This is a genomic window from Pseudomonas cedrina subsp. cedrina (assembly GCF_001983175.1).
GTDB classification, from domain to species: domain Bacteria; phylum Pseudomonadota; class Gammaproteobacteria; order Pseudomonadales; family Pseudomonadaceae; genus Aquipseudomonas; species Aquipseudomonas cedrina.
Genome location: NZ_MNPW01000004.1, coordinates 93,547 through 115,226, shown reverse-complemented (window position 1 = coordinate 115,226; position 21,680 = coordinate 93,547). Strand labels below are relative to the sequence as shown.

Sequence of the window (21,680 nt, the reverse complement as noted above, 5' to 3'; positions counted from 1 at the left end):
TACGCTGGCTGAAACGTTTAATCTAGATTTTATGGAAGACTACGCGTTAATTGCGCATCCTTGAAGGACCACTCGGCGATTGAGCCAGGACATAAGTCGCGTACAGGAATCGGTTACGATTGGACAAAATGTCGGGGCGAGCTCCAGAAAACAAGGAAATCCCGGTTTGAAACTCAGTGATATCGCACGCCTGGCCGGTGTGTCCGTGACCACCGCCAGCTACGTCATCAATGGCAAGGCCGAACAGCAACGCATCAGCAATGCCACCGTCGAACGGGTGCGTGCTGTTGTCCAAGCCCATGGCTTTACCCCCAACCCCCAGGCCGCCGGGCTGCGCAGTCGGCATACGCGCACCTTGGGGTTTATCCTGCCCGACCTGGAAAACCCCAGTTACGCACGCATCGCCAAGCTCCTGGAGCAAGGCGCACGGGCGCGCGGCTATCAGTTGCTGATCGCCAGTTCGGATGACGACGCCGGCAGCGAGCGCCAATTGCTGCAACTGTTCCGCGCGCGGCGCTGCGATGCGTTGTTTGTGGCCAGTTGCCTGCCGGCCAGCGATGACAGTTACCGCGAACTGCAAGCCAAGGGTTTGCCGGTGATTGCGATCGACCGGGAGATGGCGTCGGATCAGTTTTGCTCGGTGGTCAGCGACGACCGCCAAGCGTGCCAGCAATTGACCAGCAGCCTGCTGCAACCGCTGCCCAAGCAGATCGTGCTGATCGGCGCACGGCCCGAGCTGAGCATCAGCCAGGCGCGTGCCGCCGGTTTCCGTGAAGCCCTCCAGGGTTTCACCGGCGAGGTAATCGTCGAACACGGCGAAGCCTTCAGCCGGGACTGCGGCCGACAGTTGATGGAGCAGCTTCTGCATCAATTGGGGCATTTGCCTGACGCGCTGGTCACTACCTCCTACGTGCTGCTGCAGGGTGTGTTCGATGCGTTGCATGACTTCCCGCTCAAATCGCGCCCGCTGCGCCTGGGCACCTTTGGTGATACCCAGTTGCTGGATTTCCTGCCGCTGCCGGTCAACGCCATGGCCCAGCAGCATCAGTTGATCGCCGATACCGCTCTGCGCCTGGCCCTGGCCGCTATCGAAGAAGAACACTACCAACCCGGCGTACACGCCATAGGCCGCACCTTCAAACAGCGTATTCACGAGGCCTGAGCGTGGAGCTGATCGACACCCACACCCACCTGGACTTCGCGGATTTCGACAGCGACCGCCGCGAAGTCCTCGCCCACAGCCGTGCGTTGGGCGTGCGGCGCATGGTGGTGCTGGGGGTGTATCAGCGGAACTGGCAGCGGTTGTGGGATCTGGTGCAAACGGACGCGGGATTGTTCGCCGCCTTTGGCCTGCACCCGGTGTACCTCGATGAGCATCGCCCCGCTGACCTGAGTGAACTGGGCGATTGGCTGACTCGCCTGCACGGCCATCGGCAACTGTGTGCGGTCGGTGAAATTGGCCTGGATTACTTTGTCGAGCAACCGGACCGCGAACGCCAGCAAAGCCTGTTTGAAGCCCAGCTCAAGCTGGCGGTGGATTTCCAACTGCCGGCGTTGCTGCATGTGCGGCGCAGCCACGCGGCGGTGATCGCGACCCTCAAGCGCATTCGCCTGCCCTGCGGCGGCATCATCCATGCGTTCGCCGGCAGCCACGAAGAAGCCCGCGAGTACATCAAGCTCGGCTTCAAACTGGGCCTGGGCGGCGCCGCCACCTGGCCCCAGGCGCTGCGCATGCACAAGGTGCTGGCGCAGCTGCCGCTGGACGCGGTGGTGCTGGAAACCGACTCACCCGACATGGCGCCCGCCATGTACCCGGGCCAACGCAACAGCCCCGAGCATCTGCCGGCTATCTGCGCGGCGCTGGCCGAACGCATGGGCATCAGCCCGCCAGCGCTGGCAGAGGCGAGTACACGCAACGCCTATGAGCTGTTCAATTGGTAACGCCGGCGTGAGCACCGGCACCTGCGCTACACGCGAAACGCACCGATCAATTGCTTCAACTCGATCACTTGCGCCGACAGTTGCCGGCTCGCCGCTTCGGTCTGCTGCGCGCCTTGCGCCGCATGCTCACCGGCGCGATTGATCGCGACGATATTCTGGTCGATGTCATGGGCTACAGCGGTTTGCTGTTCCACCGCGGCAGCGATCTGTTGGTTCTGATCGACGATCATTCCTACGGCACCGAGGATATTTTCCAGGGCCTGCTGCACCTTTTCGGACTGCCCAACCGTGCCGTTCGCCATTTCATGGCTGCTGCCCATGGCCTTCACCGCCGCTGCCACGCCGCTGTGCAAGCGGCTGATCATCTGCTCGATTTCCTCGGTGGAGTCCTGGGTGCGCCGGGCCAGGGTCCGCACCTCATCGGCGACCACCGCAAAACCACGGCCCTGCTCACCCGCCCGCGCCGCCTCGATGGCGGCATTGAGTGCCAGCAGGTTGGTTTGCTCGGCAATGCTCTTGATCACCTCCAACACACTGCTGATGGACTGGCTGTCCGTGGCCAATTGGTTGATCACCCCCGCCGATTGATCAATCTCCGAAGCCAGCCGTGCGATGCTGACTTGCTGGGACTGCACCAGCCCACGACCGCCGACGGTTTCGTCGTTGACGCTACGGGCACTGCTGACCGCCGCCGCCGCGCTGCGTGCGACTTCCTGGGCAGTGGCCGACATCTGGTTCATGGCCGTGGCGACTTGCTCGATCTGGAAACGCTGCCCGGATACCGCCTGATTGCTCTGGGCCGAGACCGTTTCCACCTCGCCGGCCTGGCGCTCCACCTGGCTGACGGTGTGGCCGACACGTTCGATCAGGTCATGGATCTTCGCCACGGTACCGTTGAACACCTGGCCCAGGTCGCCCAACTCATCGCGACTGTCGGCCACAAAGGTGACCGTCATGTCGCCGGCCGCCACCTTGTCCATCATGGCGCCCAAGCGGCGCAGCGTGTTGCGGGTGGAGGCGTAGAAGCCTGCGTATAAATAGAAGATCAGCAAGAACACCGCCGTCAGCGCGCAGACCAGCACCAGCATATGCGTGCGATTCTGCGCCAGGCGTTGCTCCAATTGCTGTGCGAGAAATGCCAGGGTGGCGTCATCCAGCGCGTAGGTCTTGGCCATCAACTGGCTGACGCTGTCGTAGAACCCCTGCCACGGCGCATCCAGGGTTTGCGCCATCACCACCTGATCTTCAAACAGCACACTGCCTTGCTTCAGGCTGGCGTTGCTGGCCGTGGCCAGGCTCTCCAGGGCAGTGAGCGCGGCGTTGCTGGAGCCCAAGGCATCCTGCAACTTCAAGCCATATTCAGCCTGGAGTTTTTCTAATTGCTGCAACAGCTCATCAAAGCGCGTGCTGGCTGAAGAATTGAGAAACCCCTGGCCAAGCGAATAAGCACCCATAGCCCGACCTTCACCCAGGGTTTGGGTGACCTGCGGGGTGACGCTGGTGATCAATTCACTGAGCTGGCGCAGATCGCCCTGGGGGTCGCGGCTCAAACCGGATTGGCTGGCGATGATCTGGCTGAGCATCTGCGCCTTATTGAGCAACTTGCCGATCAGCGCACTTTTGCTCAATAGCGAGGTTTCCTGTTGCTGGGCCTTGAAGGCCGCGATCAACTCATCGCGCTTGCCCTCAAACGCAGCAATGTGCCCGGGGTCGCTGGCCATGGCGCTGAGGCTTTGCAGGCGGCTGAGCACACTGTTTTCCAATGCGTTGATCTGCGCCTCAAGATCGCCAGCCTTGCCGGACTGGCCGAGGGTGGCGTTGATTTGTACCTGGTTGTTAAGGGTTTCCAGGTCGCGACGCAGGGCCAGGCTGCTGCCGAGCAGGTCGAGGCTTTGCAATTCCACACGGGTGCCCTGGAATTCACGCCAGGAATCGCGCACCAGGTAATAGTTGGTCGCCAGCATCGGCAGCAGGAACAGCACACTGATCAAGCTGAACTTCATGCCGAAACTCAGGCGATTCATCAGCGCGACGGCGGGATAGAGCAAGCTCTTCACAGGTGAACTCCCTTTTCTTTTATTTTTATTGAGGCACAGGGCGGCAGTTAGCCAGCATCTGTATAGCTCACTTTGAGGGGGAGTTTTGTAATTTAAGGTTAATGGGTGGGGGAACTCTGCAGATCTGCTTTTTTGTGGGAGCTGTCGAGCTTTAGCGAGGCTGCGAAAGCGGTGGGTCAGGCGAAAAAAATGCCAGCAGTGCCGCCGCCTTCGCAGCCTCGCTAAAGCTCGACAGCTCCCACATTTTGAACCGAGTTCGACATCAATACCGGTCGGCTCTAAGGCCGCCGCGCTTTGTTTGATCGTTCCCACGCTCCGCGTGGTAATGCATCCCGTGACGCTCTGCGTCACCTGTACGTATAGCGTTGTCGGCGGGACGCGGAGCGTCCCAGGCAGCATTCCCACGCAGAGCGTGGGAATGATCAAAATTACATCTATAACTGACGCACCGCATTCGCGAGCGAGCCCGCTCCCACAGTTTTGACCGAGTACGGCTCGCGCTTTTGCTGTTGAGCTCGGGCGCCGCACCTGGCTAGGGCAAAACCGTCCAGATAGCAAACCCTGCATACCACAGCACCGCCGCGCGCAGCAGCAATTCCCACAGCCTGTCCAGGCTGTTGACGCCATCAGGACCCAGCGCCGGCGGAGGAATTTCAGCGGCAGCCAAGCCGACTTTTTCCACCAGTTGGGCGGCGCTGATGTCCCAGTTCAGCAATTCGTGCAGCATCACACGGCCGACCGCGACGAAGTTGCCGACCAGGGCAAAACTGGCCGCCAGCAGGCGTACCGGCACCCAGTCAAATGCGTGGCGCAGTTGCCCGGCGCGCTCGGCCACCAGCGGGTTCTTGCTGTGCTCACTGGCCAGGGCAAGCAGGCGATAGGCCAGGGCCGCTACCGGCCCCAGCAGGAAGTACCAGAAAATCACCGCGAAAAAGCTCTGGTAGGCCTGCCACAACAGGTGGCCCTGGACACGTTCAAGCAATTGCTCGCCGTCGTCGGCGTTAAGGCTCAGGTCACGTTCGGCCACATGCTCGGCGGCCTGCAGGTCGCCACGGCGCCAGGCATCGCGGAAGGGACCGAGGCCGGCGAGCAGATCACCGCGGCCCAGGCTGTAGATCACCACCAGCAGGTGCACCGGCAACGCCAACAGCCCATAGGCCACCGGCTCCAGCACCAGCAACAACAAGGCCAGCAACGCCACCGGCAGCAACACCAGCAACGCCAGAATCAGCCAGGGCCGCTTGCCCATGCGCGGGCTCGATTCCAGCTTGGCCAGTTCGCGCAACCAACCGCCGTCACGCTGCAACCGCTGGCGCAGGGCCGAGAACTTCTCGATCCACACGGCCAGCACCAACACCAGGAAACTCATCGTGCGTGTCCTCCATCCTGCAGGGCGCTGCGAAAGCGCGTCCAATCAAAAGCCGGGCCGGGATCGGTCTTGCGTCCCGGGGCGATGTCGCTGTGACCGCAAATGCGCTGGGCGGTGATGCCTGGGTAAGCCGCCAGCAACTGGCGGGTCAGGTCGATCAGCGCCGCATATTGGGCGTCGGTGAACGGTTGATCATCAGTGCCTTCCAGTTCCACCCCCAGGGAGAAGTCATTGCAGGTTTCCCGGCCCTCGAACTGCGAAACCCCGGCATGCCAGGCGCGGTCGAGACAGGACACAAACTGCGTCACCGCACCATCACGCTCAATCAGAAAATGCGCAGACACCCGTAGGTCAGCAATTCCTTCAAAGTAGGGATGTTCCGTGACATCCAAGCGATTCTGGAAAAACTCCTGCACCTTGCCAGTGGCGAACTGCGCCGGTGGCAGGCTGATGTTATGCACCACCAACAGTGAGATTTCGCCTGCGGGGCGCTCGTTGAAGTTGGGTGAAGGGCAATGACGGATGCCCTGGCACCAACCGCTGATGGGGTCCAACTGCATACGGGTTCCTTGAACGAGACAACAGGTGACCAGTATGCCGCGTTCGGCCCCCTGGTTGCGATCACTTGCCGCGATTGAGTTGACGCAGCTTGCCCACCACGGCGGCCAGTGCGCGCTCGAACAAGGGGCCGCCATCCAAGGTCTGCAGTGCGCCATGCTTGAAGGCCAACGCCAGTTGGCCTGCACTCTTTTCCAGCACCTTGAGTCCCGTGCGGCTGGTAAAAATGTAAGCGTTGGCCGGCGCCATGATCGCCGTCAGCTTGCACCGCAGTGCGTCGGCATTGTCTTGCTCGAAGACCACCCAGCTACCCTCCTTGAGCTGGTGAACCTTGTGAAGGTCAGGGTCATCGTCCGACAGGGTGATCGGGTCGGCTGACGTCGCGCCCGGCACAAACGGCTCATTGACTTCGATCAACTCATCGCCCCCTTCAGGCGCCTGGATATGCAGGGCCTGCAGGCGCAAAAAGAATTCGCGGGTGCTGAAGGGGTCGAACGCGGCACTGGTCAAACCGTCGCGCAAGGCCTTGAGCAAGCCTGGCAGTTGCTCCGCCAGATGGCGCCCGGCTTCGGTGTCTTGCTGCAGGCTGACGCTCCAGATCAACTCGTCCATGGTGCGCAACCCCGCTTGCCATTGCACCGACTGCTCGCCGTGCTTGAGGCTGGCCAGCAGCAGCACCTGGCTCCAGGCCTGTTGCAGGAACTGCACGACCGGACGCGGCAGGACTTTGCCCAGCAGCCGTTTATTCAGTATGTCGGCCACGCGCTGACGGGCAGCTTCAGTGCGCACGCGCCCTGCTTCGGCATCGCGGGTGTGTTGTTCGAGCAGGTCACTGCGCCGCCGCTCATCGGCGGTAAACGCGCTGAACTCGCAAAGCAGCTGGGAAAATATTACCGGGTCTTCACCGAACTCATTGAGCAGGCGCTGCACCACTTGCTCGATGCGCAAGTACAGGGGGTCACGCTCGCTGCAGCCGATCGCCGCGGCCGCGATTTCATTGAGCAGGCGCCGCGCCGGGTGGCTGGCGCGGCTGAAGAAACGCTTGTCGAGCAGCGCCACTTTCAGCATCGGGATCTGCAGGCGACCGATCAAGGCTTTGAAGGCATCGGGCACCGCGCGGTCGTTGAGGATGAATTCGAACAGCAGCGCGATCAGGTTGATCACGTCTTCGTCCGCCTCTTCCACCACCCGCGATTTGCCGCTCTTGACGCTGACGCGAGTGAGTAGCTGTTCGAGCTGGTTACGCAGGTCGAAATCGTCCTCGGCCTCAGGCTCCGGCACGTACTGCTGCAGGTGGGAGAGCAGGCGCAACAGGTCGCGGGTAGAAATGGGCGAGGGTTCGGCGCTGGGCTCCAGCGTTGGCGCAACGCTACCGCGTACCGCCGTGAGCAACGTCTGGAGCGCGGCAAAGGCCTCCTGATCATTTGCGCCCACGGGCTGATCGGCGGCGGGCAGGCTTTCCTGGCGCGGGTAATCACGGGCCGCCCGCGCCTCAAGACGACGCGACGGCACGGCCTTGAGTTCAGGCAACACGCCCGTAGCGAGCAGCAATTGATTGGCTTCGCCGTAGAGTTGGTCGGCGTCACTGAGCACGTATTTTTCAAAGAGCTTGAGCATGATCAGTTTGACGCAGATTTCCACGCCCAGGCTGCGTCCCGCGTGCAGGAAAAACTCACACAGCAGCGCGGGCCCCAGCGGGTTCTCGCGGTCATCCAGGCGGTTGCCCAGCAAAGCGCTCAACCGTGCGGTGAGTTGCCCCAGAGCCACGCCGTCACGGTGGCGCACCCGGCCCAACATGGCCTCCAGCGCCACGGTTTTTTCCAGGTCGTCCTTGGATGCCCCCGGAGCCGCCTCATAGGAAACCATCGGCACCAGTTGCGCCTCACCTCGCCCCGCCTGGCCCAGGCGGGCGAAAGCTTCAAACAGGCGCGCCATGAACACGCGCTCGAAGTTCTTGCGCTTGAGGCGCAGGTCGCGCATGGCCTCAAAGAAAATATGCTGGTCGAGATTGTTGCGCGACTTGTCGGCCATTTCGAACAAGGTGTCGTCGGCGTTATCGAACAGCTCCTGCAGCCCTTGCTGCAATTGTTGCGCTGCCTTGTCGCGGACCTGCAGCAACACCACCGGCAGTCGGGCGAGCGGCGATGGCGTAGCGTGTGCCTGGTTGATCGGCACCACCTTTCCGTCATTGTGCATCCTGGCCTCCTGAAACGGCGGTATGAATCTTAACGTCAAAGCTATGACGCCAATTGCAAGGCGCCAGATTATCTTGCAAATGTGACCGGTTGCGCCAGCAAACTCTGCCGTTGCACGGTAAATGAGTGGTGAGCCTGGGTTCGGACGCACACTGCCTCTATAATCGGCGCACTTTGTCTGTGGAGCCTGTTATGCCGAATCTCCGTCTTGCCGACCTCACCGCCGAAATCGAAGCCAACGTGCGCCGAGCACTGCTGGAAGACATCGGCAGCGGCGACATCACTGCGCAATTGATCCCGGCCGAACGGCTGGCCACGGCCACTATCATTACCCGTGACGCAGCGGTGATCGCCGGTACCGCCTGGGTGGATGCGGTCTTCCGCCAGCTGGACCCACGCGTCGCCGTGCATTGGCAGGTGGTCGATGGCGACCGCGTCAGCCCCGACCAGGTGCTGTTCCACCTTGAAGGCCCCGCACGCTCGCTGCTCAGCGGCGAACGCAGCGCGCTGAACTTCCTCCAGCTGCTGTGCGGCGTCGCCACTCGCGCCCGGTTCCTGGCTGATATTGTCGCCAGCACCCAGGTCAAACTACTGGATACCCGCAAGACCCTGCCGGGCCTGCGCCTGGCGCAGAAGTACGCCGTCACCTGCGGCGGCTGCCATAACCACCGTATCGGTTTGTATGACGCGTTCCTGATCAAGGAAAACCATATCGCCGCCTGCGGTGGCATTGCCCAGGCAATCACGGCCGCCCATGGGATCGCGCCTGGCAAGCCAGTGGAAATCGAAGTGGAGAGCCTGGATGAACTGCGCGAAGCCCTGGCGGCGGGTGCCGATATCATCATGCTCGACGAGTTGAGCCTGGACGATATGCGCGAAGCCGTGCGCCTGAACGGTGGCAAGGCAAAATTGGAGGCCAGCGGCGGGATCAATGAGCGCACCCTGTTGCCTATTGCAGAGACCGGGGTGGACTACATCTCCATTGGCGCGATGACCAAGGATGTGAAGGCGGTGGATTTGTCGATGCGCCTCAGCATCTAAACATCGAACTCGTGTAGTGAGCGGGCTTGCCCCGCGCTGGGTGGCGAAGCCGCCCCAATAAGGACTTCGCTGAGTTCCAGGTAGAATCAGGTCGCCTGGTTTGGGGCGGCTTCGCCACCCAGCGCGGGGCGAGCCCGCTCACTACAACCTCAGACCACCAGGTTATTCATTTCGCAATATTCGTCCCATTCGACGCCCAGCACCTCGGCCGCCTCTTTGTGCAAGGCCAGCCGTGCCGTTTCGAATTCTTCCGGCGTCGAGGTGTACTTGAGGGTCAGCTCCCAAGGCTGAAGATTCTGGCTCTCGGCCTCGTCCTCGAATGCCCACTGAATCTGGTCGCGCTGATCGTCGGCGCTCAGGTCCTTGATCTCTTCCTTAAGCTGCGGCGTGGCCTCAAGGTATTTATTGAGTGCTTCTTCGTGCCGCGCTTGCTGGGTCATTTCAGTCGTGGTCATGTGCGTTCTCTTAAGATCGAGGAATGGGGATGCATCTGGGTCATCAAGGTTGCGCAGATACAAAAGAGCGGGCTTACATGCCGGCTCGTCTGGCCTTCAGAACCATTCTGGGATCATCTGAAAACATTGCCTTTGAAAACGGTGCTGCCTTTGTTGCCTTTGTGCCCGAGACAGGAATCGAACCTGCGACCTTCGCGTTACGAGTGCGCTGCTCTACCGGCTGAGCTACACGGGCAGTGGGCTAAAGCTAGCACCGCATCGGGCGTCCGGCAACTTACTGCCGTCAGCGGGCGATCACGCCCTGAGCCCAGAAACGGGGTTGCAGCAAGCCGCCGTGGGCGTCCAGGTACTGCTGCTGCGCTTGCTTGATGTGAGGGACATCGCGCGCAGCAATAAAAATCAACAGACCAACGGCCAGTACACCCAGGGTTTTCCAGGCAGCCCAGGCCAGGGGCATTTCAACGGTTGGCGGTGTGCGCCACACGTGGAGTCCCATCAGCCAGCCCACCACCAGCGCCAGCCAGACCTGGGAGTTGGGCATCACAATCACGCCATCGACCATGGACTGCACCAGCGCGCCGACCAAGGCGGCAAACAAGCACAGCCGCAGCAGGTCTGCCCGCTCGGCGCTCAACGCACGCTCACGCAGCACACCGAACGTGGCCCAGCCTCCGTGCCACGCCAGCAACGCGACGCATAAAGCCGATGGCACACCCCATTCACTGGCCCATTGCAGGACCGCCTGATGGGGGTGGGCCGCAATTTTGTTGGCGATATCGGCAAAATGCATCGGCCCGAAGCCCAACCAGGGCCGCTCGGTGAGCATATGCCACGCCTGCCACCAGATCGGGCCGCGCCCCGACAGGGAGGTGGTGAGGCGATCACTGGCGCCATTGGCGACCGCGATCCCCAGGTAATCCGCCAGCACCGTAAACACCAGCCAATACAACAACAGCCCGCCCAGCAATGCGGCCAATTGCCAACCCAGCCAGCGCCGCCCCCATGGCCCCAGCACCGCCAGCACCATGCCCGCCGCGCCCATGCCAAGCCAGGTGCCACGCGTGCCGCCGCCGATCGCGATCAGCCACCACACGCACAGCAATGCAAACACCCACGCTTTGAGTGAGCGGGAAAGCCCAGGGATCAACAAGGGAAGCGCCAGCAATGGCAGGGTAAACGTTTGGAACTGGCCGTAGAAACGCTTGTTGGAAAAGCCCGAAAGCAACAGGTCAGGGTCCAGCGTCCGTTCGGCGCTGGCGAACGCAAGGGTTCCCGCATACAGGTATTGAATCGACTTGATCAGGCACAGCAATACCACTATCAGGATCAAGGCACGATCCAGACGCTCTCCCCCGTGGCGACGCAGCAAGGCGAAGGCCACGGCAATCGCGCCGCAGCTGACAAACAACGCCACTTCGGCAAGCGCCCAGAGCGGCTGGTGGGCCAGCATTGCGGACGCCAGGCCCAACACGACAATCAGCGCCAGCCCCTGTGCGGTAGGCCGATTCACCAGCCGTTCAACGCGCGCGACTGACAGCCCGTAGAGCACCGCACAAGCCCCGATGGCAATCTGCATCACCCGTTGCCAATCATGCCCGCTGAACGGTGCACAAATGCCCAACACCAGCAGACACACTACGGCTACCAGAAAAACACCGCCACGTTGCTGTACGGATAACGTCATCGACCACCTCGACTTCCCTGTGGAGGGTTCAGCAGTTATGCGCCGGCGGCGCCGCAACCCTTGGCGACATATTTTGCGTCGGCGGTGGTGGTGCATTTCCAACCGCTGGTAGCGTTGCGCGTCAGGCTGATGGTCTTGCCCAGCACCGGCGCCGGCGCATCGAGTATTTCGCAACTGATGGAGCCCGCCCCCGTGGCCACGTCGCCTGCCACGTCGATTTTGCAATTGGCGGTCGGGCTGGTGCCGCCGATCAAGGCCAGGGTGGGGACGGTGCCCTGGTTGATGGTGTCTTCATAGCCGGGCTTCAACGCGGTGATTTCAGCCAGGCCGGCGGTGAACTTGGCCTTGGCCTGGTGGGTGGTATACATCGGCAGGCCGATGGTGGCCAAGATGCCGATGATTGCCACGACGATCAACAGCTCGATCAGGGTAAAGCCTTTTTGACGTATCACAGTCACTCTCCAGGATAGAACGCATGACAAGGCGCTTCCTGCGCCCCGTGTTGTGCAGCGGCGTCAGTGTACTCATCCGCAGGCGCTTGATCGCGCACAAGACGCATATTCTGACATTTTATCCAGGGCTGTCGGCCTGCCCGAATCCGTCACCTGACTACGCTATAAATCTTCAACGACCTCTGTGCGGAACCGAGACATGGACAACGCTTCGACGATGTACGCCTGGGAAGGCATCAACCGCAAAGGACGCAGGGTGTCCGGGCAAACCACAGGGCACAACCTTGCCCTGGTCAAGGCTCAATTGCGCCGACAAGGCATCAGCCCCGAGCAGGTGCGCAAGCAATCCCCATCGCTGCAGAGCCTGGCACCGTCGATCAAATCGACGGAGATCACCCTGTTCACGCGCCAACTGGCCACGTTGCTCAAAGCCGGCATTGCGCTTCTGCAAGCCTTCGACATCATCAGCGAAGGCTTCGACAACCGAGCGGTGCGTGAACGGGTGCAAGGTTTGAAACAGGCAATCGCCGCAGGCTCCAGCCTGGCTGAAGCGCTGCGCAAACAGCCGCGCTATTTCGATGCGCTGTATTGCAACCTCGTGGCCGCCGGCGAACAGGCCGGTGCGCTTGAAACGCTGCTGGAACGCGTGGCGATCCACAGGGAAAAGAGCGAGCACTTGAGGGCCAGGATCAAAAAAGCCATGACCTACCCGATTGCAGTGCTGGTGGTGGCCAGCCTTGTCACCGGCGTTCTGTTGATCCATGTCGTGCCGCAGTTCCAGAACCTGTTCGCCGGGGTCGACGGCACGCTGCCCGGTTTCACGTTGCAGGTGATTGCCCTGTCCGAGTTCATGCAGCGAGCCTGGTGGGTCCTTGCACTCGGCGTTTCGGCGGCTGGCCTGGGGCTGCGCCACGCCTATCGAACCCTGCCTGCCTTGCGCCTTTGGATCGACACCGGTTTGTTGAAAGCGCCGCTGGCAGGCAAACTGTTGAGCAAATCCGCCGTGGCCCGCTACGCCCGCACGCTTTCCACCACCTTTGCCGCTGGCGTTCCACTGGTGCAGGCACTGGAATCGGTCGCCGGCGCCGTGGGCTCGGGGCCGTTCAAACAGGCAATCGAACAGATGCGACACGAGGTTTCCACTGGCATGCCGTTGAATCAATCCATGCTCGCCAGCGGCCTGTTTCCCGCCATGGCGATCCAGATGACCGCCATCGGCGAAGAATCGGGCACGCTGGACCGCATGCTGGAAAAAGTCGCCAACCATTACGAGGCCGACGTGGACAACCTCGTCGATAACCTCACCAGCCTGATGGAGCCACTGATCATGGTGGTTCTGGGGAGCATTGTCGGCGCGTTGGTGATCGCCATGTATTTACCGGTCTTCCAACTGGGGAGCGCGTTTTGAGCCTGCTGCTGGTTGCATACCCGTGGGCTTTTGTCGTGATGGCGGCGGTGTTGGGGCTGATCGTCGGCAGCTTCCTCAACGTGGTGGTCTGGCGCCTGCCGAAAATGCTCGAGCGCGAATGGCGCGCCCAGGCCCATGAAGTACTGGGCCTGCCTGCCGAGCCCGGCGGGCCGACCTACAACCTCATGCAGCCCAACTCCTGCTGCCCGCACTGCAACCATCCGATACGCCCCTGGGAAAACATTCCGCTGCTCAGTTACCTGTTGCTCTGGGGCCGTTGCGCCCATTGCCAGGGGGCGATCAGCGCCCGCTACCCGCTGACCGAACTGGCCTGCGCGTTGATCTCGGCCCTGGTGGCCTGGCATTTCGGCTTTGGCTGGCAGGCAGGCGCGATGCTGGTGCTGAGCTGGGGGTTGCTGGCAATGAGCCTGATCGATGCGGACCGTCAACTGTTGCCGGATGTGCTGGTGATGCCGCTGCTGTGGCTGGGACTCATCGCCAACGGGTTCGACCTGCTGACGACATTGCCCGATGCCCTGTGGGGCGCCGTGCTCGGGTACATGAGCCTTTGGAGCGTGTTCTGGCTGTTCAAGCTGGCCACCGGCAAGGACGGCATGGGTCACGGCGACTTCAAGTTGCTGGCGCTGCTCGGCGCGTGGGGGGGCTGGCAGATCCTGCCGATGACGCTGCTGATGTCATCACTGGTCGGGGTGGTGGTGGGGTTGGTCCTGATGCGCCTGCGCAAGGCCCAGGCGTCGACACCCATGCCATTTGGTCCGTATCTGGCGATTGCCGGCTGGATTGCATTGCTCTGGGGTGGTCAAATAACCGACTTCTATTTGCAGTCTGTCGGTTTCAGATGACCACTTGTGTTGCAACACCCTGGATTCTCGGGCTCACCGGCGGCATTGGCAGCGGCAAAAGCGCGGCCGCCCAGCACTTCATCGACCTGGGTATCGATCTGGTGGACGCCGACCATGCCGCCCGCTGGGTGGTCGAGCCTGGCCGGCCGGCACTGGCGCATATCGCCGAACACTTTGGTGCCGGCGTGCTGCTGCCCGACGGCCAATTGGACCGCGGCGCATTGCGCAAGCTGATTTTTGAAGTACCCGAAGAGCGCCGCTGGCTCGAAGCCTTGCTGCATCCGCTGATTGGCGAGGAGATTCGCAGCCACCTGGCGCGCGCGCAGTCGCCTTACGCAATATTGGTGTCGCCACTGCTGATCGAGTCAGGCCAGTACAGCATGACCCAACGCATCCTGGTGATCGACGTGCCGCAATCGCTGCAGATTCAGCGTACCCTGCAGCGCGACGGCATCAGCGAACAACAGGTGCAGGCGATTCTCAAGGCCCAGTCCAGCCGTGAAGACCGCCTGAACCATGCCGACGACATACTGGTCAATGACCGGGACCTTGCCTGGCTGCACGGCGAGGTCGAGCGACTGCACCACTTTTACCTTACTTTGCGTGGAGGCCGAACATGAGCCAACCCTTGACCGTCGACTGCCCAACCTGCGGCGCCCCCGTGGAATGGAAAGCGACCAACCTCAACCGGCCGTTCTGCTCGGACCGCTGCAAACTGATCGACCTGGGCGCCTGGGCCGCTGAGGAACACAAGATTCCCGTGGCTCCGGATGCCGAGGACGAGTTGTTTTCCGAAGACCTGCCGCCGCGCCACTAAGGGCGCATAAAGGCGTATTCCTGCTGGTCGTCGAGGTTCTCTGCAAGGTATTGCAGCTCGTCGGCCAGGTCTTCAAAGCTGCGCACACCCTTGCTCTGCTGCACGACCGCGCTCAGCATGGCGCGCAGGGTCAAACCGGGGTCAAAACCGATTTCCTGTGCCGCGTCCTGGCTTCTGCGCAACTCCTGCCGTGCCCATTCGTACACACTCATGATTGGTGCTCCTGAAAATTTTGGAAAGCATGATCCTGCGCGTCCGCCCGGGATTTGATCTGGATCAACCCGATGGGTCGTCATCCTTCCAGGGAGCAGACAGATAGCGGGTACGGTTGAAGGTCTCCAGCCATTCCGGACAGAACACCACCAAGGCGCTGATCACCATGCCGTTGATAAAAGCCTCGGGGAAGATGATCAGCCACAGGTAGCCAACAAAGTCCTCGAGCCATTCGGGCATGGCAAAGCGGCCGTCGAACCACAAAAGCCCCAGCCCGACCAACAGACAGAGCAAGGCTGACAGCGCGGCGGCGAAAAAGCCGCAGCAGAAGATATACACAAAGGGGTTACGCGGTTGCGCGCGCTCGACCAGCAACGCGCACGTTTCAGCGACCAGCACCGGCAGCACGACCAGCAGCAGGCCGTTGACGCCAACGGCTGCCAGGTCCTGGCGCCCCAACAGGACTAAACCCAACTGCGCGGCAAAGCCGCCGACAATCGCCAGAGGCCAATCCAGCAGCAAGGTCACGGCGGTCATGCCGATAAAGTGGTAGGACACACCGGTATCGAAATCCCTTCGTACCAGCCACAGCATGAACAGCGCGAACACCGTGCCGAACAGCAAATGCTGGCGCCGTCGGTCGGCAAACAACTCGACCCAGGGTGAGCGCAGGAGCGCCCACAGCACCACGGGCGTAAACAACAGCCAGCCGACACCCAGAGTTGTCGGCGCCAGCATCGCGGCACTGATCACGGCAGCACTCTCCCTGTTGGACCCTCGGTCGAGTGGTCAGTCTACACCGACGTTTGATAGCGGGACTTCCTGCGGTCATGATTTGGGCGCTAAGCTGCTAACCATGGATGACTCAGATTATTTGCGCCTGCTCACCGTAGCGGCCGAACAAGCCAATGCGTTCTTGTCCAATGCCCGCAAATGGGAGCGTGAGCGTTGGGTCTGCCAGCGGCTGTTGCAGGGCCTGAACGTGCCCTACCGGGGCGAAGAGTTTCATGCCGCCGGGCAAGAACCGCCGGACGTGTTGTTTCGCGATGCCAGTTTCGAGGTGTTTTTCGTGCTCGACGAAGGCCGCCGGCTGAACGATGAATGGCGCGACGAACTGCTGCGTCGGCGCAGCGCCTTCTCCCTCAGCCAGTTGGTGCGGCGCGAAGCCAAGCCGCGACGCATCCCGGCCCATGAGTTTTTATTGCGTCTGGCGCCCACCTTGCGCAAGAAGGCGCATAACTACAAAGAACGCGGCATGGACCTGGGGGAGTTGGATATCGTCGCCTTCGCCAGCCTCAAGCGCGAAGTGCTCGACCTGAACAGCCACTTCCCACCGCCCACGGAATACCTGCGCCAGGGCTGGCGATCGCTATCGCTGGTGGGACCGACCTTTGCCCGGGTGCTGTTCGCTCACCCGGACGCGCCGGACTTCTTGCGCAATAACCTGGGCCGCAGCGTAGTATTCGACGTGGGCATCAGCCTCTGATGCCGGCGGGACTGTAACGTGGTGCCCTTTTGCAACGTCTACCTGACGAGGCCTTTATGACCAGCCGCCTGAACCCCGATGACCAACAGCATGTCGAAGAGTACCTGCAACTCTCTCAACACCAGGTCGAGCGCAAGCCTTTCCGGCCGTGGCTGCTCCTGGGTGTAGTGCTTGCCGTGGTGATCGGCCTCGGCCTGCTGAGTCGCCTTTTGAGTTACCTGACGCTATGAGCTGCCTGGCGCTCGCGGGGGTAACTGCTCCGATTTCCTTTAGCCTTGCGAGATATCCCCATGACCCATCGTATTATTATCGTCGGCGGCGGCGCCGGCGGCCTGGAGTTGGCGACCCGCCTGGGTAAGACCCTGGGCAAGCGCGGCACCGCCAGCATCACACTGGTGGACACCAACCTGACTCACATCTGGAAGCCCTTGCTGCACGAAGTGGCGGCCGGCTCGCTGAACTCGTCGGAAGACGAACTCAACTATGTCGCCCAGGCCAAATGGAACCACTTCGAGTTCCAACTGGGGCGCATGAGCGGGCTTGACCGTGAACAGAAGAAGATCCAGCTGGCCGCCACCCTCGATGAAGAAGGCCGTGAGCTGGTGCCTGCGCGCGTGCTGGGCTATGACAGCCTGGTCATCGCGGTCGGCAGCACCACCAACGATTTCGGCACCGAAGGCGCGGCGCAACATTGCCTGTTCCTCGATACCCGCAAGCAGGCCGAGCGCTTCCACCAGCAATTGCTCAACCACTACCTGCGCGCCCACGCCGGGCAGACCGACGTGGTGGAAAAAATCAGCGTCGCCATCGTCGGCGCCGGTGCTACCGGGGTCGAGCTGGCCGCCGAGTTGCATAACGCCGCCCACGAACTGGCCGCCTATGGCCTGGACCGCATCAAGCCGGAAAACATGCACATCACCCTGATCGAGGCCGGCCCACGGGTGTTGCCCGCGCTGCCGGAGCGTATCGGCGTGCCGGTGCATAAAACCCTGGAGAAGCTCGGGGTAACGGTACTGACAAACTCGGCGGTCAGTGAAGTGACGGCCGATGCCCTGATCACCAGCAGCGGCCAGATCATCCCCGCCAGCCTCAAGGTCTGGGCCGCCGGCATTCGCGCACCGGGCTTCCTCAAGGACATCGATGGCCTGGAAACCAACCGCATCAATCAACTGCAAGTATTGCCGACACTGCAAACCACCCGCGACGAAAACATCTTTGCCTTTGGCGACTGCGCGGCCTGCCCGCAAGTCGGCACCGACCGCAATGTGCCGCCACGGGCCCAGGCGGCGCACCAACAAGCCTCGCTGCTGGCCAAGTCGCTGAAGCTGCGCATCGAAGGCAAGGCACTGCCAAGCTACAAGTACACCGACTACGGCTCGCTGATCTCGCTGTCGCGGTTTTCGGCGGTGGGTAACTTGATGGGTAACCTGACGGGCAGCGTGATGTTGGAAGGCTGGTTGGCGCGGATGTTTTATGTGTCGCTGTACCGCATGCACCAGATGGCGCTGTATGGGGTTTTCCGTACGGCGATGTTGATGTTGGGCAGCAAGATTGGGGGCGGCACCGAGCCTAGACTCAAACTCCACTAACACCACAAAACCCATGTGGGAGCGGGCTTGCTCGCGAAAGCGGTGTGTCAGCCAGTACATCTGGCACTGAACCACCGCTTTCGCGAGCAAGTCCGCTCCCACATTCTGTTTGCGGTGAGTTCAGGATTTGTGCGCGCAAAAAAAATCCCCGTATCTTTCGATACGAGGATTTTTAATATGGTCGGGGTAAGGGGATTCGAACTCCTGACATCCTGCTCCCAAAGCAGGCGCGCTACCGGACTGCGCTATACCCCGGTAAAAAAAAGGCGACCTTTCAGTCGCCTTCTTCGATCAGCGCTTTTGGCCTCTGATCTTAAGATCTGATTCCAGCGTTAACTGGTCTCAAAAATGGTGGGTCGTGTGGGATTCGAACCTACGACCAATTGGTTAAAAGCCAACTGCTCTACCAACTGAGCTAACGACCCAAATATGGTCGGGGTAGGGGGATTCGAACTCCCGACATCCTGCTCCCAAAGCAGGCGCGCTACCGGACTGCGCTATACCCCGGTTTGAAATTGGCTCCGTGACCAGGACTCGAACCTGGGACCCAATGATTAACAGTCATTTGCTCTACCGACTGAGCTATCACGGAACTACATATTTCAAAGTGCAACTTTACAGCGGTGTAACCTTCTCTTCGACTTGCCCGTATCGCTACGTTCATGTGTCTGAGGCGCGCTATTCTACAATCTTAAAAACCCCTGTCAACCCTTTAAATTGCTTTTAAGACAATGATTTGCGCTTCTTTCTGATTTCTTCTTGGGGAGAAGAAACCCGTGGGCTGACGTTGCTGCGGGGCGCACTTTACAAGCCTTTGCCTTACAGTTCAACGCCCTATCGAAAAAAAAGGCCCCGCAATGCGGGGCCTTGTCTTATCGGCCTGCAGCCCGGGCTCAGTGGAAGACGATTTCGTCGTTTTCCACGGTCGCCTCGACGCTGGTGCCCGGCATAAAGCTGCCCGACAGGATCAGCTGGGCCAGCGGGTTTTCGATCCAGCGCTGGATCGCACGCTTCAACGGCCGTGCGCCATACACCGGGTCGTAACCCACCGCGATCAGCTTGTCCAATGCCTCGCGGCTCAGTTCCAGCGACAACTCGCGCTCGGCCAGACGGCTGCGCAGGCGGCCCAGTTGGATCTCGGTAATACCCGCGATCTGATCCCGCGCCAATGGCTCGAAGATCACCACTTCGTCGACCCGGTTGATGAATTCCGGGCGGAAGTGGCTGGTCAGTGCATCCATCACCGCGGCGCGCTGGGCTTCGCGATCACCGACCAACTCCTGGATCTGCGAAGAGCCCAGGTTGGAGGTCATCACGATCACCGTGTTGCGAAAGTCCACGGTACGCCCGTGGCTGTCCGTCAGGCGGCCATCTTCCAACACCTGCAGCAGGATGTTGAACACATCCGGGTGCGCCTTCTCGACCTCATCCAGCAGGATCACCGAGTAAGGCTTGCGCCGCACGGCTTCGGTCAGGTAACCACCCTCCTCGTAGCCCACGTAGCCTGGTGGCGCACCGATCAAGCGAGCCACCGAGTGTTTTTCCATGAACTCGGACATATCGATCCGCACCATCGCCTCTTCGGTATCGAAGAGGAACTCGGCCAGGGCCTTGCACAACTCGGTCTTACCCACACCGGTCGGGCCGAGGAACATGAACGAGCCGCTCGGACGGTTCGGGTCGGACAGCCCGGCCCGGGAACGCCGCACCGCGTTGGAGACCGCGACCACCGCCTCTTCCTGGCCGATGACGCGCTGGTGCAACAGGCTTTCCATTTTCAGCAGCTTGTCGCGCTCGCCTTCGAGCATTTTCGACACCGGGATGCCGGTCCATTTCGACACGACTTCGGCAATTTCTTCCTCGGTGACCTTGCTGCGCAGCAACTGGTTCTCGCTTTTACCGTGCTGATCGACCATCTGCAGGCTGCGTTCCAGATCCGGGATCACCCCGTATTGCAACTCGGCCATGCGGTTCAGGTCGCCTTTACGGCGCGCGGCTTCCAGTTCCTGTCGCGACTGCTCGATCTTTTGCTGGATCTGCGCGGAGCCCTGCACTTCGGCTTTCTCCGAGGTCCAGATTTCTTCCAGGTCCGAATACTCGCGTTCCAGGCGGACGATTTCTTCCTGAAGTTTTTCCAGGCGTTTCTTCGCCGCCTCGTCTTCTTCTTTCTTCAGCGCCTGGGACTCGACTTTCAATTGAATCAAGCGCCGATCCAGGCGGTCGAGCACTTCCGGCTTGGAGTCGATCTCCATGCGGATACGGCTGGCCGCTTCGTCGATCAGGTCGATGGCCTTGTCGGGCAACTGGCGGTCGGTGATGTAGCGGTGGCTTAATTTGGCCGCCGCAATGATCGCGCCGTCAGTGATGGCCACCTTATGGTGCACCTCATAGCGCTCTTTCAGGCCACGCAGAATCGCGATGGTGTCTTCTTCGCTCGGTTCTTCCACCAGCACTTTCTGGAAGCGCCGTTCAAGGGCGGCGTCCTTTTCGATGTACTGGCGATACTCGTTGAGCGTGGTGGCACCCACGCAGTGCAATTCACCCCGCGCCAAGGCGGGCTTGAGCATATTGCCGGCGTCCATCGAGCCTTCGCCTTTGCCGGCGCCGACCATGGTGTGCAATTCGTCGATGAACAGAATGATCTGCCCTTCCTGCTTCGACAGCTCATTGAGCAGGGATTTAAGGCGCTCTTCGAATTCACCGCGGAACTTGGCACCGGCGATCAGCGACCCCATGTCCAGCGACAGCAGGCGCTTGCCCTTGAGGCCGTCCGGCACCTCGCCATTGATGATGCGCTGGGCCAGGCCTTCGGCGATCGCGGTTTTACCCACGCCAGGCTCGCCGATCAGCACCGGGTTGTTCTTGGTGCGGCGCTGCAGGACCTGGATAGTGCGACGGATTTCATCGTCACGGCCGATCACCGGGTCAAGCTTGCCTTCTTCGGCGCGTTTGGTCAGGTCGACGGTGTATTTATCCAGGGCCTGGCGCGACTCCTCGTGGTTAGGGTCGTTGACGGCATCGCCGCCACGCAGGTTGTTGATGGCGTTTTCCAGGGCTTTTTTGCTCACGCCCTGGCCCAGCAACAACTTGCCGAGCTTGCTGTTTTCGTCCATCGCGGCAAGCAGCACCAGTTCGCTGGAGATGAACTGGTCACCCTTTTGCTGCGCCAGGCGGTCTGCCTGGTTGAGCAGGCGCGCCAGATCCTGGGACATGTTCACGTCGCCGGTCGGGTTCTGGATTTTTGGCAGTTGGTCGAGCTCTTTGCTCAACTCCTTGCGCAGGCTGTTGACGTCGAAACCCACCTGCATCAGCAGGGGCTTGATGGAACCACCTTGCTGTTCCAGGAGCGCTTGCATCAAGTGCGCGGGCTCGATGGCCGGGTGGTCGAGGCCCACCGCCAAGGATTGGGAGTCAGACAGTGCCAACTGTAATTTGCTGGTTAAACGATCAATACGCATTAGTCACCTTCCTTTTGAGCAGGCCGGAGCTATAAAACATTCCTGAATGAAGAAACCTGCCAGATACCCTTATAGATGGGGTGGATTCTGGAGG

20 protein-coding genes, 5 tRNA genes and 1 pseudogene are annotated in these 21,680 nt (G+C 61.1%); 10 read left to right on the top strand and 16 right to left on the bottom strand.

Going from position 1 to position 21,680, the window contains the following annotated elements; translation table 11 throughout:
• The first annotated feature begins 166 nt into the window (after positions 1-166).
• The gene (gene cra, locus BLL36_RS09070; RefSeq protein ID WP_076951118.1) at positions 167-1,162 is read left to right on the top strand and encodes a catabolite repressor/activator; all 996 of its coding nucleotides are present in this window, start codon (positions 167-169) and stop codon (positions 1,160-1,162) included.
• 2 nt (positions 1,163-1,164) lie between these two features.
• Complete coding sequence (locus BLL36_RS09065; RefSeq protein ID WP_076951117.1) at positions 1,165-1,941, top strand: TatD family hydrolase; 777 nt, start codon at positions 1,165-1,167, stop codon at positions 1,939-1,941.
• Between the two features lie 26 nt (positions 1,942-1,967).
• Here the strand turns inward: BLL36_RS09065 and BLL36_RS31650 are convergent, their stop codons facing one another.
• From BLL36_RS31650 to BLL36_RS09045, 5 genes and pseudogenes are all read right to left on the bottom strand, one after another.
• The gene (locus BLL36_RS31650; RefSeq protein ID WP_394329480.1) at positions 1,968-2,672 is read right to left on the bottom strand and encodes a methyl-accepting chemotaxis protein; all 705 of its coding nucleotides are present in this window, start codon (positions 2,670-2,672) and stop codon (positions 1,968-1,970) included.
• Between the two features lie 153 nt (positions 2,673-2,825).
• A pseudogene (locus tag BLL36_RS31645) lies at positions 2,826-3,029 on the bottom strand (HAMP domain-containing protein); the annotation flags it as partial.
• A gap of 1,501 nt (positions 3,030-4,530) precedes the next feature.
• On the bottom strand, positions 4,531-5,367 hold the full coding sequence (gene ampE / locus BLL36_RS09055; RefSeq protein ID WP_076951115.1) for a regulatory signaling modulator protein AmpE: 837 nt from the start codon (positions 5,365-5,367) through the stop codon (positions 4,531-4,533).
• Positions 5,364-5,927 (bottom strand): 1,6-anhydro-N-acetylmuramyl-L-alanine amidase AmpD, encoded by a 564-nt coding sequence (gene ampD / locus BLL36_RS09050; RefSeq protein ID WP_076951114.1) that lies wholly within the window; start codon positions 5,925-5,927, stop codon positions 5,364-5,366. The genes ampE and ampD overlap by 4 nt, the downstream gene beginning before the upstream one ends.
• A gap of 61 nt (positions 5,928-5,988) precedes the next feature.
• Positions 5,989-8,121 carry a DUF1631 domain-containing protein gene (locus BLL36_RS09045; RefSeq protein WP_076951113.1) on the bottom strand — a complete coding sequence of 711 codons (2,133 nt, stop codon included), beginning with the start codon at positions 8,119-8,121 and terminating at the stop codon, positions 5,989-5,991.
• Between the two features lie 191 nt (positions 8,122-8,312).
• On the opposite strand from BLL36_RS09045, the gene nadC reads away from it, so the two are divergent.
• Positions 8,313-9,161, top strand: a complete 849-nt coding sequence (nadC, locus tag BLL36_RS09040) for a carboxylating nicotinate-nucleotide diphosphorylase (protein WP_076951112.1) — start codon at positions 8,313-8,315, stop codon at positions 9,159-9,161.
• A gap of 149 nt (positions 9,162-9,310) precedes the next feature.
• On the opposite strand, the gene BLL36_RS09035 is transcribed toward nadC, so the two are convergent.
• The 4 genes from BLL36_RS09035 to BLL36_RS09020 all read right to left on the bottom strand — a co-directional run bounded on the left by BLL36_RS09035 (position 9,311) and on the right by BLL36_RS09020 (position 11,749).
• The gene (locus BLL36_RS09035; RefSeq protein WP_076951111.1) at positions 9,311-9,616 is read right to left on the bottom strand and encodes a DUF6388 family protein; all 306 of its coding nucleotides are present in this window, start codon (positions 9,614-9,616) and stop codon (positions 9,311-9,313) included.
• A 162-nt stretch (positions 9,617-9,778) separates the two neighbouring features.
• Positions 9,779-9,851: transfer RNA gene (locus BLL36_RS09030), tRNA-Thr, on the bottom strand.
• A gap of 48 nt (positions 9,852-9,899) precedes the next feature.
• A complete protein-coding gene (locus tag BLL36_RS09025; protein ID WP_076951110.1) occupies positions 9,900-11,300 on the bottom strand; it encodes an O-antigen ligase family protein in 1,401 nt (466 codons plus the stop codon).
• Positions 11,301-11,335: 35 nt separating this feature from the next.
• Positions 11,336-11,749 (bottom strand): pilin, encoded by a 414-nt coding sequence (locus BLL36_RS09020; RefSeq protein WP_076951455.1) that lies wholly within the window; start codon positions 11,747-11,749, stop codon positions 11,336-11,338.
• A gap of 202 nt (positions 11,750-11,951) precedes the next feature.
• Between BLL36_RS09020 and BLL36_RS09015 the strand changes: the two genes are divergently transcribed.
• Genes BLL36_RS09015 through yacG form a run of 4 tightly spaced genes read left to right on the top strand, consistent with a single transcriptional unit; the run spans position 11,952 to position 14,840 of the window.
• On the top strand, positions 11,952-13,160 hold the full coding sequence (locus BLL36_RS09015; protein WP_076951109.1) for a type II secretion system F family protein: 1,209 nt from the start codon (positions 11,952-11,954) through the stop codon (positions 13,158-13,160).
• Positions 13,157-14,023: a prepilin peptidase gene (locus tag BLL36_RS09010; RefSeq protein ID WP_076951108.1), complete on the top strand. Its 867-nt coding sequence runs from the start codon at positions 13,157-13,159 to the stop codon at positions 14,021-14,023. Before BLL36_RS09015 ends, BLL36_RS09010 begins: the two co-directional genes overlap by 4 nt.
• Positions 14,020-14,643 carry a dephospho-CoA kinase gene (gene coaE / locus BLL36_RS09005; protein ID WP_076951107.1) on the top strand — a complete coding sequence of 208 codons (624 nt, stop codon included), beginning with the start codon at positions 14,020-14,022 and terminating at the stop codon, positions 14,641-14,643. The genes BLL36_RS09010 and coaE overlap by 4 nt, the downstream gene beginning before the upstream one ends.
• Positions 14,640-14,840 (top strand): DNA gyrase inhibitor YacG, encoded by a 201-nt coding sequence (gene yacG / locus BLL36_RS09000; protein WP_003188437.1) that lies wholly within the window; start codon positions 14,640-14,642, stop codon positions 14,838-14,840. The genes coaE and yacG overlap by 4 nt, the downstream gene beginning before the upstream one ends.
• Here the strand turns inward: yacG and BLL36_RS08995 are convergent.
• Positions 14,837-15,052 carry a hypothetical protein gene (locus BLL36_RS08995; RefSeq protein WP_003171680.1) on the bottom strand — a complete coding sequence of 72 codons (216 nt, stop codon included), beginning with the start codon at positions 15,050-15,052 and terminating at the stop codon, positions 14,837-14,839. The two genes, yacG and BLL36_RS08995, sit on opposite strands and share 4 nt — an antisense overlap.
• A 64-nt stretch (positions 15,053-15,116) precedes the next feature.
• Entirely contained in the window at positions 15,117-15,806 is a 690-nt protein-coding gene (locus BLL36_RS08990; protein ID WP_076951106.1) for an energy-coupling factor ABC transporter permease, read from the bottom strand.
• A gap of 103 nt (positions 15,807-15,909) precedes the next feature.
• On the opposite strand from BLL36_RS08990, the gene BLL36_RS08985 reads away from it, so the two are divergent.
• From BLL36_RS08985 to BLL36_RS08975, 3 genes are read left to right on the top strand one after another with little or no spacing between them, the layout of a single operon-like run.
• Positions 15,910-16,539, top strand: coding sequence for a DUF1780 domain-containing protein (locus BLL36_RS08985; protein WP_076951105.1), 630 nt, complete (start codon positions 15,910-15,912; stop codon positions 16,537-16,539).
• Positions 16,540-16,595: 56 nt separating this feature from the next.
• The gene (locus BLL36_RS08980; protein WP_076951104.1) at positions 16,596-16,769 is read left to right on the top strand and encodes a DUF3094 family protein; all 174 of its coding nucleotides are present in this window, start codon (positions 16,596-16,598) and stop codon (positions 16,767-16,769) included.
• A gap of 60 nt (positions 16,770-16,829) precedes the next feature.
• Complete coding sequence (locus BLL36_RS08975) at positions 16,830-18,128, top strand: NAD(P)/FAD-dependent oxidoreductase (RefSeq protein ID WP_076951103.1); 1,299 nt, start codon at positions 16,830-16,832, stop codon at positions 18,126-18,128.
• 178 nt (positions 18,129-18,306) lie between these two features.
• Here the strand turns inward: BLL36_RS08975 and BLL36_RS08970 are convergent.
• From BLL36_RS08970 to clpB, 5 genes are all read right to left on the bottom strand, one after another.
• A tRNA-Pro gene (locus BLL36_RS08970) sits at positions 18,307-18,383 on the bottom strand.
• Positions 18,384-18,477: 94 nt separating this feature from the next.
• Positions 18,478-18,553, bottom strand: a tRNA-Lys gene (locus BLL36_RS08965).
• Between the two features lie 5 nt (positions 18,554-18,558).
• A tRNA-Pro gene (locus BLL36_RS08960) sits at positions 18,559-18,635 on the bottom strand.
• Positions 18,636-18,644: 9 nt separating this feature from the next.
• Positions 18,645-18,720 (bottom strand) — tRNA-Asn (locus tag BLL36_RS08955).
• A gap of 301 nt (positions 18,721-19,021) precedes the next feature.
• Positions 19,022-21,586: an ATP-dependent chaperone ClpB gene (gene clpB / locus BLL36_RS08950; RefSeq protein ID WP_076951102.1), complete on the bottom strand. Its 2,565-nt coding sequence runs from the start codon at positions 21,584-21,586 to the stop codon at positions 19,022-19,024.
• Between the last annotated feature and the right edge of the window lie 94 nt (positions 21,587-21,680).